The sequence below is a fragment of the Variovorax monticola genome (assembly GCF_051216855.1).
In the GTDB taxonomy this organism is placed as follows: Bacteria; Pseudomonadota; Gammaproteobacteria; order Burkholderiales; family Burkholderiaceae_C; genus Variovorax.
In genome coordinates, this window is the sequence record NZ_JBPJZP010000005.1 from 131399 (window position 1) to 144912 (window position 13514).

The window sequence follows — 13514 nt, forward strand, 5'->3', positions numbered from 1 at the left end:
GCCATGTCCGCACCCGATGCCAAGCCCGCGTGGATGCCGCACCAGCCGGCAGACCGCATCCTCTCCACGCTCAAGACGCGCGGCGCGCTCGGCATTCCCGACATCGCCAAGGTGCTGAACGTGACGGTGGAGGCGGTGCGCCAGCAGATGAGCAAGCTGGAGGCCGACGCCCTGGTCGACGCCGAGAGCCGCTCCAGCGGGCGCGGCCGGCCCACGCAGATCTGGCGGCTCACCAGGGAAGGCCACAAGCGCTTTCCCGACACCCACGCCGAGATGACGGTGCAGATGATCAGCGCCGTCATCAGCGTGTTCGGCGAGAAGGGCATGGAGCAGCTCATCGGCGCGCGCGAGGCCGCCATGCGCACCGCCTACACCGAGGCCCTGCGCGGCGCGCGCAGCCTGAAGACGCGGCTGGAGCGGCTGGCCGAAATTCGCAGCCGCGAGGGCTACATGGCCGAGTTCCGGCCGGACGAGGAGGGCCAAGAGGGCCCGGGCCAGGCCTTTCTCTTCATCGAGAACCACTGCCCCATCTGCACCGCGGCACAGGCCTGCACGGGTTTTTGCCGCAGTGAACTGCAACTCTTCGACGAAGTGCTGGGGCCGGACGTGACCGTCAGCCGCGTCGAGCATGTCCTGGCGGGCGCGCGGCGGTGCGCCTACCGGGTCGAACCGAAGGCGAACGCGCCCGAAGCTGCGTGAACGCCGAATCCGCTTTCAACAACCACAAAGGAACCACGATGGAACACAAGCTCCCACCCCTGCCGTACGCGCTCGACGCCCTGGCCCCCGAGTATTCGAAGGAAACCCTCGAGTACCACTACGGCAAGCACCACAACGCTTACGTCGTGAACCTCAACAACCTGCAAAAGGGCACCGAGTTCGAAGCCCTGACGCTGGAAGAAATCGTGAAGAAGGCCAGCGGCGGCATCTACAACAACGCCGCGCAGATCTGGAACCACACCTTCTTCTGGAGCTGCATGAAGCCGCAGGGCGGCGGTGCACCGACGGGCGCGCTGGCCGCGGCCATCGATGCCAAGTGGGGCAGCTACGACGCCTTCAAGGAAGCCTTCGTGAAGTCGGCCGTGGGCAACTTCGGTTCGGGCTGGACGTGGCTGGTGAAGAAGGCCGACGGTACGGTGGACATCGTGAACACCGGCGCCGCCGGCACGCCGCTGACGACCGCAGACACCGCGCTGCTGACCGTGGACGTCTGGGAACACGCCTACTACATCGACTACCGCAACCTGCGTCCGAAGTTCGTCGAGACCTTCCTGGCCAAGCTGGCCAACTGGGACTTCGCGGCCAAGAACTTCGGTTGAGTCGGTATCGGGGGGAGCACACAGCCCCCCGCCGGTCGATACGGGCCCCATCGCGAATGAAGAGAACCGATGGGCGTCCCTTGCGGCACACTGCACCCTCGGTGCAGTGACGACGACAACTGCAAGCCCGCATCGACCCCTACAAAGAGACATCCCATGATCCGCAGACACCTCGGCGCGCTGGCCATCGCATTGGCACTTCCGTTGGCCCTCACGGCCACCGCGCACGCACAACCCGCGGCCTACCCCGCCAAGCCGATCCGCATGATCGTGCCCTTCCCGCCCGGCGGCGGCACCGACATCCTGGCGCGCCTGGTGGCCCAGAAGCTCACCGAGACCAACCACTGGACCGTGGTGCCCGACAACCGCGGCGGTGCCGGCGGCACCATCGGCATCGCCGAGGCCGCGCGCGCCGCGCCCACGGGCTACGACATCGTGATGGGCCAGAAGGACAACATGGTCGTGGCGCCCTGGCTCTACAAGAACCTGAGCTACAACCCCGTGAAAGACCTGACCGCGGTGGCCCACGTGGCCTACACGCCGGTGGTGATCGTCACGCAGGCCAACTCCAAGTTCAAGACGCTCGACGACGTGGTGAAGGCCGCGCGCGCCGCGCCCGACACCATCACCTACGGCTCGCCCGGCAACGGCACCACCATCCACCTGGCCGGCGAGATCTTCAACGGCGCCGCGAAGATCAAGATGCGCCACGTGCCCTACAAGGGCTCCAACGCGGCCATGATGGACGTGCTGGCCGGCAACGTCGACCTGATGGTGTCGTCGGTGCCTTCGGCCATGGCGCAGATCAAGGCCGGCAAGCTGCGTCCGCTGGCCGTCACCTCGGCCAGGCGCAGCACCTCGCTGCCCGACACGCCCACCGTGGCCGAGCTCGGCTACAAGGACTTCGACGTGAGCACCTGGTACGGCATCTTCGTGCCGGCCGGCACGCCCAAGGACGTGGTGAGCCTGCTCAACGCCGAAATCAACAAGCTGCTGGCCACGCCCGAAATGAAGGCCGCCATCATCGCCCAGGGCGCGGAGCCGCAAAGCATGACGCCGGCCCAGTTCGGCACGCTGCTGAAGACCGACTACGAGAAGTGGAAGGGCATCGTGCAAGCCTCGGGCGCGACTATCGAATAACCCCCCGGCGTCGCAGAATGGTGTCTCCAGAACAAGCCGCACCGACGGCACGGAGACACCGATGGTTCATTCGCCTTTCCTGAAGACAGCCGCCCTGGCAGCGGTCGTCGCCTTCGTGCAGGGCTGCGCGCAGACGCCTGCCCAGTCCTCGCTTCAGCCCCCTTCCGACGCCAGCGTCGCCGCCCACGTCGCGGCGGCCACCCGATCGGCAGGCACCGACCTGGGCCCCCTGCTGACGCTGTGCAAGCCCGCGCCCGCCGCGCAGCCGCCGCAGGCCGAGCTCGACAAGGGCCTCACCGCCCTCATCGACAAGCCGGCACCGCCGCCCGGCAAGGCCTTCGACAACCTCTACTTCGTGGGCGCCGACTGGGTCAGCGCCTGGGCATTGCAGACCTCTGACGGCATCATCCTCATCGATGCGCTGAACAACCAGGTGGAAGCCGCCGCGCTCATCGAAGGCGGCATGCGCAAGCTGGGCCTGGACCCGGCGCAGATCAAGTACGTGGTGGTCACGCACGGCCACGGCGACCACTACGGCGGCGCGCCCTACCTGGCGCAGAAGTACGGCGCGCGCGTGGTGATGAGCGAGGCCGACTGGACGATGACCGAGACCAAGCTCGAATTCGCCACGCCCGTCTGGGGCGCCCCGCCCAAGCGCGGCGCGCGCGACGTGTCGGCGAAGGACGGCGACCGCCTGACGCTGGGCGACACCACCGTCACGCTGTACGTCACACCGGGCCACACCATGGGCACCCTGTCGCCGGTGTTCGACGTGCGCGCGGGCGGGCAGACGCACCGCGCCATGCTGTGGGGCGGCACGGCCTTCAACTTCGGCAAGAACGTGCCGCGCCTGGGCAGCTACATCGACGCCACGCGGCGCATGGGCACGGTGGCGCAGGCGCAGAAGATCGACGTGCTGGTGTCGAACCACTCGGGGTACGACGGCTCGCAGGGCAAGCTGGCCGCGTTGCGGCAGCAGCCGGCGGGGGCGGCGAACCCGTTCGTGCTGGGCACGCCGACGGTGGAGCGGGCATTGAACGTGATGGGGGAATGCGCGCAGGCGCAGCGCGACCGGTTCGCGATGGCGCAGTGACAAGTTGAGAGAGCGCGCGCCCCGCTGCGGCTCTTGCTCCCTCTCCCCTTGGGGAGAGGGCCGGGGTGAGGGCGGCAGCGATGAAGACCGTGCGATGTTGTCAGGCCGCAGGCCCTCACCCTAACCCTCTCCCCGAGGGGAGAGGGGACAAGTCAATGAAGCCCCCCGCTCAGTCCGGCACGAACTTCGTGTTGAAGATATTGACGTCCGTCTCCAGCTCGAACGTCACCACCTGCCCCATCTTCCCGTCGCTCATCCGGCAGGCCGAGAACAGGCTGGCACGGCCCTTGAAATAGAACTCGTCGATCACGATCAGCGCGTACGGGTACGGCACGAAGACCTGGTGTTCGAAGATGACGCGGTGCACGTTGCGCGGCGACGGAAAGAGCTTGTAGTCGTTGGTGTCGATCGACTTGGAGGTGGCCATGGTGTGCTGCCGTTTCTTCTTTGAAGCGAGGCTCAGGCCGGGTCGCGCACGTCGGCCACGGGGTTCGCGCCGAAGTCTTCGCGCGCGAGGTACTTGAGCACCTTGGCGGCCGCGGTGGCGGGACTGTCGAGACGGCCGTCTTCCTTCATGCTCACGAAGCGCGTGCGGTCCGGAAAGTTCTCGGCCGAGGCGCCGCGCAATTGCACCTGCATGTCGGTGTCGATCACGCCGGGCGCGAGCGAGACGATGCGCGCACCGTTCGGCGCATGGGCTTCCTCGAGCGCCACGGCGCGCGAGAAGTGGTCCATGCCGGCCTTGGCGCCGCAGTACGGCGCCTGGCTGCCCATGGCGTTGCGGCCCAGGCCCGAAGAGATGTTCAGCACCTTGCGCGCACCGCGCCATTCGCGCGTGGCGCCCAGGAAGGCCGAGGTCAGCAGCATCGGCGCTTCGAGGCCGATGCGCAGCGCCAGCGACAGCTCGGCGGCCACGGCACCCGACAGCGGCGCGGGGTTGCCCACGGTGCCCGCATTGTTGATGAGCGTGACGCTGTCGAAGCGCTGCGCATCGACGGTCTGCAGCCAGGCCGACAGGCGCGCGGCGGCGGCGACCGGGTCGGACAGGTCCTGCTCCCATTGCGTGAGTTCGACGCCGGCGGCCTGGGCCTCTTCGGCCAGCGCGGGGCTTTGCTTGCGCGAAATGCCCAGCACCGTGTGGCCGGCCTGCAGCAGCTGTTCGGCCATGGCCTGGCCCAGGCCGCGGGAGGCGCCGGTGATGAGGGTGAGGTGGGAAGAAGCGGTCATCGGGGAATAGGTCTTTCTGGAAAGAAGGCGGGAGGTTAAGGGGTAACGAAAAGCCTCGCGGCTCAACCGGTCCTGAATTGCTTGCGCAGGAAGGCGCGATGCCTGGCGATGTGCTGCAGCTGCGCGGGCGCCACGGTGCCGCCCAGGTCGATTTCGTCCGCGCCATTGAGCACCGCGTTGGCATTCGTCATGGCACGCGCCACGACCTCTTCCTCGCTCACGCCGAGTTGCGCCGCCAGGTCGAGCGCCACGCGGCGCATGGCGCGCTGCGACAGCATCCACATGGCGCCGAAGCGGTCCCAGGCGAGCGCGGCCTCGTCGGCGTTCTCGCGGTCGGCCAGGATCTCGCTGAGCGGCTTGGCGAGCACCGCGTCGAGCGCCTCGAGCTTCTCGGCCAGCTGCTCGTTGCGCGCCATGGCTTCCTCAAGCGTGGGGCCGCTGCTGTCGGCCTTGGCCTTGGCCGTAGGCCCCTGCGTCGGCGCAACGAAGTCCGGCTGCGCGTTCGCGGGCACGATCTGGATCTGGTCTTTGAGGGTCATTGGGTTTCAGCCTCCGCGGAGGAAGGGTTGTTCTTCTTGTTCGACATCGCGCTCACGCGCAGGCCCGGCAGGTCGAGCACGCGCAGGCCACCGTACTCCACGCGGATCAACCCCTGCGCGGAAAGGCCGTTGAGCGCCTCGTTCACGCGCTGGCGCGACAGGCCGACCAGGTAGGCCAGCTCCTGCTGCGTGATGCGCAGCACTTCGCCCACGCCCGGGTACAGCACCGGGTTGAACAGCGACACCAGGTTGCGCGCCACGCGCGCGTCGGGGTTGTTGAGCCGGTCGATCTCCAGCGCCGCGATGAACTGGCCCAGCCGCTCGTTGAGCTGGTTCATCACGAAGCGGTTGAAGCCGATGGAGTGGTCCAGCAGCCAGTGAAAGCTCTCGATGGGCAGCCCCGCCACCACGCTGCGGCGCAGCGCCTGGATGTTGTAGCGGTAGGGCTCGCGCTTCATCACCGTGCCTTCGCCGAACCAGCCGCCGGGCGGCACGCCGGTGTAGGTGACCGAGCCGCCGTCGGCGTTGTCGTTGCTCATCTTGAGCAGGCCCTCGACCACGCCGAACCAATAGGTGGGCGAGCGGCCGACGCGGCACACTAGGTCGCCGGGCTCGGCCTCGCCCACCACCAGCGTGGCCTCGGCGCGGCGGCGCTCGGCAGGCGTGAGCGTGGGCAGCCAGGGAATGCCGTCGAGCTCCCCCGCATTGGGGGAACGCACGCGGTCCTTGATCGAACCGCCGAGCACGCTGTGAGACGCACCGTGTTGAGTGTTGCCTTGAGGCATCGGGAAACTCCGGGGAGTAGTGTCCCTAGGATTGTCGTTGGAACGACACCCGGGCGTCAAAGTGAGACCTACGATCCGCCCACTGTGCAAACAACCGCCCCCACCTTCCCCCGTCTGCTGCTCGCGCATGCCGAGGCCCGACCCGAGTCGCCCGCCGTGCGCGAGAAAGACCTCGGCATCTGGCAAACCTGGACCTGGAACGCCGTGGCGCAGGAGGTGCGCGAAATGGCCTGCGGTCTCGCGAGCCTCGGCTTCAAGGCCAACGACCACCTGGCCATCGTGGGCGCCAACCGCCCGCACCTGTACATGGCGGTGGTCGCCGCGCAGAGCCTGCGCGGCGTGCCGGTGCCGCTGTACCAGGACGCGGTGGCCAGCGAGATGGTGTTCATGCTGGAAGACGCGGGCATCGAGTTCGTCTTCGTCGAGGACCAGGAACAGGTCGACAAGCTGCTGGAGTGCCGCGAGATCCAGAAGGAGCGCTACCCCGCGATCCGCCACATCGTCTACGACGACCCCAAGGGCCTGCGTCACTACGACCAGCCGGGACTCATCAGCTACGACCAGCTGCGCGAACTGGGCCGGGCCTTCGACAAGGCCCATGTCGGCCACTACGACCGCGCCGTTGCCAGCGGCGAAGCGACGGACGTGGGCGTGATCCTCTACACATCGGGCACCACAGGCCGCCCCAAGGGCGTGTGCCAGACGCATGCCAGCTTCATCGCGGCGGGCCGCGGCGGCGTGGAGACCGACCGGCTCGGCCCCGGCGACAACATCATGAGCTACCTGCCGATGGCGTGGGTGGGCGACCACCTGTTCTCCGTGGCGCAGTGGCTGGTGGGCGGCTTCACGCTGAACTGCCCCGAGTCGGCCGAGACGGTGATGAACGACATGCGCGAGATCGGCCCGAGCTACTACTTCGGCCCGCCGCGCACCTTCGAAGGTTTGCTCACCGCGGTGTCGATCCGCATGGAAGACGCGGCCCGCCCGAAGCGCTGGCTGTATGCGAAGTTCATGGTGCTGGCGCAACGCGTGGGCGCGGACATCCTCAACGGCGCGCCTGTGAGCACGGGCGACCGGCTGATGTACGGCCTGGGCAACCTGCTGGTCTACGGGCCGCTGCGCAACGTGCTGGGCATGAGCCGCATCCGCGTGGCGTACACGGCGGGCGCGGCCATCGGGCCCGACCTGTTCCGCTTCTACCGCTCCATCGGCGTGAACCTGAAACAGTTCTACGGCCAGACCGAGACCTGCGCCTACGTGTGCCTGCAGCAGGACGGCAAGGTCAAGCTGCAGACGGTGGGCACGGCCGCACCGGGCATCGAGCTGAAGATCGCCGAAGACGGCGAGGTGCTGGTGCGCGGCGTGTCGGTGCTCAAGGAGTACTACAAGCGCCCCGACGCCACCGCCGAGGTGCTCGACGCCGAAGGCTACTTCCACACGGGGGACGCGGGCGTGCTCGACAGCGAGGGGCACCTGCGCATCATCGACCGGGCCAAGGACGTGGGCAAGCTCGTGGGCGGCGCGATCTTCGCGCCCAACTACATCGAGAACAAGCTCAAGTTCTTTCCGCAGATCAAGGAAGCCGTGTGCTTCGGCAACGCGCGCGACGAGGTGTGCGCGGCCATCAACATCGACTTCGAGGCCGTGGGCAACTGGGCCGAACGGCGCGGGCTGGCCTACGGCGGCTACGTCGACCTGGCGGGCAAGCCCGACGTGCTGGCGCTCATTGCCGAGTGCATCGGCAAGGTCAACGCCGACCTGGCGGGCGAGGACGGCATGGGCGAGACGCAGATCGCGCGCTTCCTGGTGCTGCACAAGGAGCTGGACCCCGACGACGACGAACTCACCCGCACGCGCAAGGTGCGCCGCGGCTTCATCGCCGAAAAATACGCGGTGCTGCTCGACGCGCTCTACGGCGGCAGGACCGAGCAGTACATCGAGACCCAGGTCAAGTTCGAGGACGGGCGCACGGGCGTGGTGAATGCCACGCTGAAGATCGTCGAGGCGAAGACCTTTCCCATCGTGAAGGCGGCTGCATGAGCGCGCGAAAGACCGGCGAGGTCATCCTCGACGTGCAGAACATCAGCTTGAGCTTCGGCGGCGTGAAGGCGCTGACGGACATCAGCTTCGACGTGCGCGAGCACGAGGTGCGGGCCATCATCGGGCCGAACGGCGCGGGCAAGAGCTCGATGCTGAACTGCATCAACGGCGTGTACTGGCCGCAGCAGGGCTCCATCACCTTCCGCGGCCAGACCTTCAAGCACATGAACTCGCGCCAGGTGGCCGAGATGGGCGTGGCGCGCACCTTCCAGAACCTGGCGTTGTTCAAGGGCATGAGCGTGCTCGACAACATCATGACGGGGCGCAACCTGAAGATGAAGAGCGGCCTGCTCGCGCAGGCCTTCCGCTGGGGCCCGGCCGAGCGGGAAGAGCTCGCACACCGCGAGTTCGTCGAGCACATCATCGACTTCCTGGAGATCCAGGCGCACCGCAAGACGCCGGTGGGCCGCCTGCCCTACGGCCTGCAGAAGCGCGTCGACCTGGGCCGCGCGCTGGCCATGGAGCCGCAGGTGCTGCTGCTGGACGAGCCGATGGCCGGCATGAACGTGGAGGAGAAGCAGGACATGAGCCGCTTCATCCTCGACGTGAACGACGAGTTCGGCGCGACCATCGTGCTGATCGAGCACGACATGGGCGTGGTGATGGACATCTCCGACCGCGTGGTGGTGCTGGACTACGGCAAGAAGATCGGCGACGGGACGCCGGACGAAGTGCGGAACAACGAAGACGTGATTCGGGCTTATCTGGGTGTGGAGCACTGACATGACACCGCACGACGGCCTCCGGTCTTGCCCCCTCTCCCGCTTGCGGGAGAGGGCCGGGGTGAGGGCCGACGGCCTCACTACCTTCAGCGGCTTCTTAAACGCCGCTCGCCCTCACCCCAACCCTCTCCCGCAAGCGGGAGAGGGAGAAAGAAACTGACATGGGCTTTTTCCTCGAAACCCTCTTCGGCGGCCTCATGGTCGGCATGCTGTATTCGCTGATCGCCATCGGCTTCGTGCTGATCTACAAGGCCTCGGGCGTCTTCAACTTCGCGCAGGGCGCGATGGTGCTGTTCGCGGCGCTGGCCATGGCGCGCTTCTCGGAGTGGTTCCCGCTGTGGTTCGGCTTCCAGAGCCTGATCCTCGCGAACATCCTGGCCTTCATCGCGGCCATGGCGGTGATGATCGTCGTGGCATGGCTCATCGAACGGCTCGCGCTCAGCAAGCTGGTGAACCAGGAAGGCATCACGCTCCTGATGGCCACGCTGGGCATCGCCTACTTTCTCGACGGCCTGGGCCAGACGATCTTCGGCAACGACATCTACAAGATCGACGTGGGCATGCCCAAGGAACCGCTGATGGTGCTGCAAGGCACCTTCGAAGGCGGCCTGCTGCTGAGCCAGGAAGACCTGGTCGCCGCGCTGGTGTCGGCGGCCCTGGTGGTGGTGCTCGCCGTCTTCTTCCAGAAGACCGCCACCGGCCGGGCGCTGCGCGCAGTGGCCGACGACCACCAGGCCGCGCAGTCCATCGGCATTCCGCTGTCGCGCATCTGGGTGATCGTGTGGTCGGTGGCCGGCTTCTCGGCGCTGGTGGCCGGGATCATCTGGGGTTCGAAGCTGGGCGTGCAGTTCTCGCTCTCGCTGGTGGCGCTGAAGGCGCTGCCGGTGGTGATCCTCGGTGGGCTCACTTCGATACCGGGCGCGATCATCGGCGGGCTGTTGATCGGCGTGGGCGAGAAGCTGTCTGAAATCTATCTGGGGCCCATGCTCGGTGGGGGCATCGAGATCTGGTTCGCGTATGTCCTCGCACTGGTCTTCCTGCTGGTTCGTCCGCAGGGCCTATTCGGCGAAAAAATCATCGATCGGGTCTGAAATGTTTTATAGAGAAAACGGCCAGTTCAAGTCGAGCTACCGCGCCGATCAACAGATCTTCCCTATCGCGCAGGACCGCATCGCGATGCTCGTGCTGCTGCTCGTGGCATTCATCGTGGTCCCGCTCGGCGTGTCCGACTACTGGATGCGCGCCATCCTCACGCCCTTCCTCATTCTTTCGCTTGCCGCGCTGGGCCTGAACATCCTGGTCGGCTACTGCGGCCAGATCTCGCTGGGCACCGGTGCCTTCATGGCGGTGGGCGCCTATGCGGCCTACAACTTCCAGGTGCGCATCGAGGGCATGCCGCTCATCGCATCCTTGCTGCTGGGCGGCCTGTGCGCCACGGTGATCGGCGTGCTCTTCGGCATTCCGAGCTTGCGCATCAAGGGCCTGTACCTCGCGGTGGCCACGCTCGCGGCGCAGTTCTTCACCGACTGGGCGTTCCTGCGCATCCAGTGGTTCACCAACAATTCTTCTTCGGGCTCGGTGAGCGTGGCGGGGCTCAACGTGTTCGGCGTGCCGATCGAGTCGCCGATCCAGAAGTACCTGTTCTGCCTGAGCTTCGTGGTCGTGTTCGCCCTGCTCGCCAAGAACCTGGTGCGCAGCGCCATCGGCCGCGAGTGGATGGCGATGCGCGACATGGACGTGGCGGCCGCGGTGATCGGCATTCGCCCGGTATACGCCAAGCTCACGGCCTTTGCGGTGAGCAGCTTCATCGTCGGCGTGGCCGGCGCGCTGTGGGGCTTCATTCACCTGGGCGCGTGGGAGCCGGCGGCGTTCAGCATCGACCGCTCGTTCCAGCTGCTGTTCATGGTGATCATCGGCGGGCTCGGCTCGATCATGGGCAGCTTCTTCGGCGCGGCGTTCATCGTGCTGCTGCCGCTGTTTTTGAACCAGCTGCCCGCGTGGCTGGGCTTCTCCATTTCGACCGCGTTGGCCTCGCACCTGGAGACCATGATCTTCGGCGCGCTGATCGTGTTCTTCCTGATCGTCGAGCCGCACGGCCTCGCGCGGCTGTGGTCCACGGCCAAGGAGAAGCTGCGGCTGTGGCCCTTCCCGCACTAGTTCGTTTCCAGCATTCCCGTTCGTTCGTAAAAAACCCGGCACCGAGGTGCCCACATAAGGAGACAGGCATGAAACTGAAATCGCTCGCTCTGACCGCCGCCCTGGTGGCCAGCACCCTCGGCGCCATGCTCGCGCCATCGATGGCCAGCGCGCAGGCCAAGGAGCAGTTCTTCCCGCTGCTGGTGTACCGCACCGGCCCCTACGCGCCCAACGGCACGCCATGGGCCAACGGCAAGCAGGACTACATCAAGTACATCAACGCCACCGGCGGCATCAACGGCGTGAAGATCGCTTATGAAGAATGCGAGACCGGCTATGCCACCGACAAGGGCGTCGAATGCTATGAGCGCCTGAAGGGCCGCCCGGGCGTTGCCCTCTTCGATCCGCAAGCCACCGGCATCACCTTTGCGCTGACCGACAAGGTGCCCACCGACAAGATCCCGCTGATCACGCTGGGCTACGGCCTCTCGGCGTCTCAAGACGGCGGCGTGTTCAAGTGGAACTTTCCGCTCATGGGCAGCTACTGGACCGCGGCCGACATCCTGATCCAGCACATCGGCAAAAAAGAAGGCGGCATGGACAAGCTCAAGGGCAAGAAGATCGCCCTCGTGTACCACGACTCGCCGTTCGGCAAGGAGCCGATTCCGCTCTTGCAGGAGCGCGCCAAGCAGAACGGTTTCGAGCTGTCGCTGATCCCGGTGACTGCGCCCGGCGTGGAACAGAAGTCGGCCTGGCTGCAGGTGCGCCAGCAGAAGCCCGACTTCGTGTTGCTGTGGGGCTGGGGCGTGATGAACTCCACCGCGCTCAAGGAGGCCGTGGCCACCGGCTACCCGCGCGAGAAGATGTACGGCGTGTGGTGGGCCGGCGCCGAGCCCGACGTGAAGGACGTGGGCGCCAACGCCAAGGGCTACAACGCGCTCGCGCTCAACACCTCGGGCACGCAGCCCAAGGTGATCCAGGACATCCTCAAGCAGGTGCACGACAAGGGCCAGGGCACAGGTCCGAAGGACGAAGTGGGCTCGGTGCTCTACACCCGCGGCGTGATCATCCAGATGCTCGGCGTCGAGTCCGTCAGGCGCGCGCAGGAACGCTTCGGCAAGGGCAAGGTCATGACCGGCGAGCAAGTGCGCTGGGGCATGGAGAACCTCGCGCTCGACCAGAAGAAGCTGGACGCGCTGGGTTTCTCGGGCGTGATGCGTCCGGTGAGCACTTCGTGCCAGGACCACATGGGCTCGAGCTGGGCGCGCGTGCACACCTGGGACGGCGCCAAGTGGGGCGGCATGTCCGACTGGTACGAGGCCGACGAACAGATCATCAAGCCGATGGTGAAGGCCGCCGCCGAGAAGTACGCCGGCGAAAAGAAACTGGCGCGCCGCGACGCGGCCGACTGCCAGTCCTGATGCACTGACTTGCCGTGGCGGCTCGCAAGAGCCGCCATTCAAAAGAGCAGCCCCGCTGTTCTTTCGAATGCTTCGGACCACACCATGAGCGAACCCAACATCCTTCTCAACGTCAACGGCATCGAGGTCATCTACAACCACGTGATCCTGGTGCTCAAGGGCGTGTCGCTCTCGGTGCCCGACGGCGGCATCGTGGCGCTGCTCGGGGGCAACGGCGCGGGCAAGACGACCACGCTGCGCGCGGTGAGCAACCTGCTCGCGGGCGAACGCGGCGCGGTGACCAAGGGCACCATCGAACTGCGCGGCGACCGCATCGAGGCGCTGTCGCCGGCCGAGCTGGTCAGGCGCGGCCTGATCCAGGTGATGGAAGGCCGGCACTGCTTTGCGCACCTGACCATCGAGGAGAACCTGATGACGGGCGCCTACACGCGCACCGACGGCAAGGCCGCGGTGCAGCAGACGCTCGACAAGGTCTATGCCTACTTTCCGCGCCTGAAGACGCGGCGCACGTCGCAGGCGGCCTACACCTCGGGCGGCGAGCAGCAGATGTGCGCCATCGGGCGCGCGCTGATGGCCAACCCGACGATGGTGCTGCTCGACGAGCCCTCGATGGGCCTGGCGCCGCAGATCGTGGAAGAGGTGTTCGAGATCGTGAAAGACCTCAACACCAAGGAGCGCGTGACCTTCCTGCTGGCCGAGCAGAACACCAACATGGCGCTGCGCTACGCCGACTACGGCTACATCCTGGAGAACGGCCGCATCGTGATGGACGGCGAGGCGAAGAGCCTGCGCGAGAACGAGGACGTGAAGGAGTTCTACCTCGGCGTCGGCGGCGCGGACCGCAAGAGCTTTCGCGATGTGAAGAGCTACAAGCGGCGCAAGAGGTGGCTGGCTTGACGGGTCTGTTGCCTTGTCCCCTCTCCCGCTTGCGGGAGAGGGTCAGGGTGAGGGCATCGGCCTTTGCACAGACACCGCCTCCGCCATCGCCGCCGACCCTCACCCCAGCCCTCTCCCGCACGCGGGAGAGGGAGC

At 66.7% G+C, this 13514-nt stretch carries 14 protein-coding genes; 10 read left to right on the top strand and 4 right to left on the bottom strand.

The window, feature by feature from the left end; genetic code table 11:
• Nucleotides 1-3: 3 nt before the first annotated feature.
• From ACSFA5_RS18360 to ACSFA5_RS18375, 4 genes are all read left to right on the top strand, one after another.
• The gene (locus tag ACSFA5_RS18360; protein WP_435445485.1) at nt 4-699 is read left to right on the top strand and encodes a helix-turn-helix transcriptional regulator; all 696 of its coding nucleotides are present in this window, start codon (nt 4-6) and stop codon (nt 697-699) included.
• Nucleotides 700-737: 38 nt separating this feature from the next.
• Nucleotides 738-1319 (top strand): superoxide dismutase, encoded by a 582-nt coding sequence (locus ACSFA5_RS18365; RefSeq protein WP_435445486.1) that lies wholly within the window; start codon nt 738-740, stop codon nt 1317-1319.
• A gap of 156 nt (nt 1320-1475) precedes the next feature.
• A complete protein-coding gene (locus ACSFA5_RS18370; RefSeq protein WP_435445487.1) occupies nt 1476-2459 on the top strand; it encodes a Bug family tripartite tricarboxylate transporter substrate binding protein in 984 nt (327 codons plus the stop codon).
• Between the two features lie 61 nt (nt 2460-2520).
• Nucleotides 2521-3552, top strand: a complete 1032-nt coding sequence (locus tag ACSFA5_RS18375; protein WP_435445488.1) for an MBL fold metallo-hydrolase — start codon at nt 2521-2523, stop codon at nt 3550-3552.
• 169 nt (nt 3553-3721) lie between these two features.
• Here ACSFA5_RS18375 and ACSFA5_RS18380 read toward each other — a convergent pair whose 3' ends face one another.
• The 4 genes from ACSFA5_RS18380 to ACSFA5_RS18395 form a co-directional block, all read right to left on the bottom strand.
• Entirely contained in the window at nt 3722-3979 is a 258-nt protein-coding gene (locus tag ACSFA5_RS18380) for a hypothetical protein (protein WP_435445489.1), read from the bottom strand.
• A 32-nt stretch (nt 3980-4011) separates the two neighbouring features.
• Complete coding sequence (locus tag ACSFA5_RS18385; RefSeq protein ID WP_435445490.1) at nt 4012-4779, bottom strand: SDR family NAD(P)-dependent oxidoreductase; 768 nt, start codon at nt 4777-4779, stop codon at nt 4012-4014.
• 62 nt (nt 4780-4841) lie between these two features.
• Nucleotides 4842-5318 carry a hypothetical protein gene (locus ACSFA5_RS18390; protein WP_435445491.1) on the bottom strand — a complete coding sequence of 159 codons (477 nt, stop codon included), beginning with the start codon at nt 5316-5318 and terminating at the stop codon, nt 4842-4844.
• On the bottom strand, nt 5315-6103 hold the full coding sequence (locus tag ACSFA5_RS18395; RefSeq protein ID WP_435445492.1) for a Crp/Fnr family transcriptional regulator: 789 nt from the start codon (nt 6101-6103) through the stop codon (nt 5315-5317). Before ACSFA5_RS18395 ends, ACSFA5_RS18390 begins: the two co-directional genes overlap by 4 nt.
• Nucleotides 6104-6187: 84 nt before the next feature.
• Between ACSFA5_RS18395 and ACSFA5_RS18400 the strand changes: the two genes are divergently transcribed.
• The 6 genes from ACSFA5_RS18400 to ACSFA5_RS18425 all read left to right on the top strand — a co-directional run bounded on the left by ACSFA5_RS18400 (nt 6188) and on the right by ACSFA5_RS18425 (nt 13379).
• The gene (locus ACSFA5_RS18400) at nt 6188-8143 is read left to right on the top strand and encodes an AMP-dependent synthetase/ligase (RefSeq protein ID WP_435445493.1); all 1956 of its coding nucleotides are present in this window, start codon (nt 6188-6190) and stop codon (nt 8141-8143) included.
• Entirely contained in the window at nt 8140-8925 is a 786-nt protein-coding gene (locus ACSFA5_RS18405; RefSeq protein WP_435445494.1) for an ABC transporter ATP-binding protein, read from the top strand. Before ACSFA5_RS18400 ends, ACSFA5_RS18405 begins: the two co-directional genes overlap by 4 nt.
• A gap of 161 nt (nt 8926-9086) precedes the next feature.
• On the top strand, nt 9087-10016 hold the full coding sequence (locus ACSFA5_RS18410) for a branched-chain amino acid ABC transporter permease (protein ID WP_435445495.1): 930 nt from the start codon (nt 9087-9089) through the stop codon (nt 10014-10016).
• A gap of 1 nt (nt 10017) precedes the next feature.
• Nucleotides 10018-11082: a branched-chain amino acid ABC transporter permease gene (locus ACSFA5_RS18415; RefSeq protein ID WP_435445496.1), complete on the top strand. Its 1065-nt coding sequence runs from the start codon at nt 10018-10020 to the stop codon at nt 11080-11082.
• A 68-nt stretch (nt 11083-11150) separates the two neighbouring features.
• Nucleotides 11151-12482, top strand: a complete 1332-nt coding sequence (locus ACSFA5_RS18420) for an ABC transporter substrate-binding protein (RefSeq protein WP_435445497.1) — start codon at nt 11151-11153, stop codon at nt 12480-12482.
• Between the two features lie 84 nt (nt 12483-12566).
• Nucleotides 12567-13379: an ABC transporter ATP-binding protein gene (locus ACSFA5_RS18425; protein WP_435445498.1), complete on the top strand. Its 813-nt coding sequence runs from the start codon at nt 12567-12569 to the stop codon at nt 13377-13379.
• Nucleotides 13380-13514: the final 135 nt, after the last annotated feature.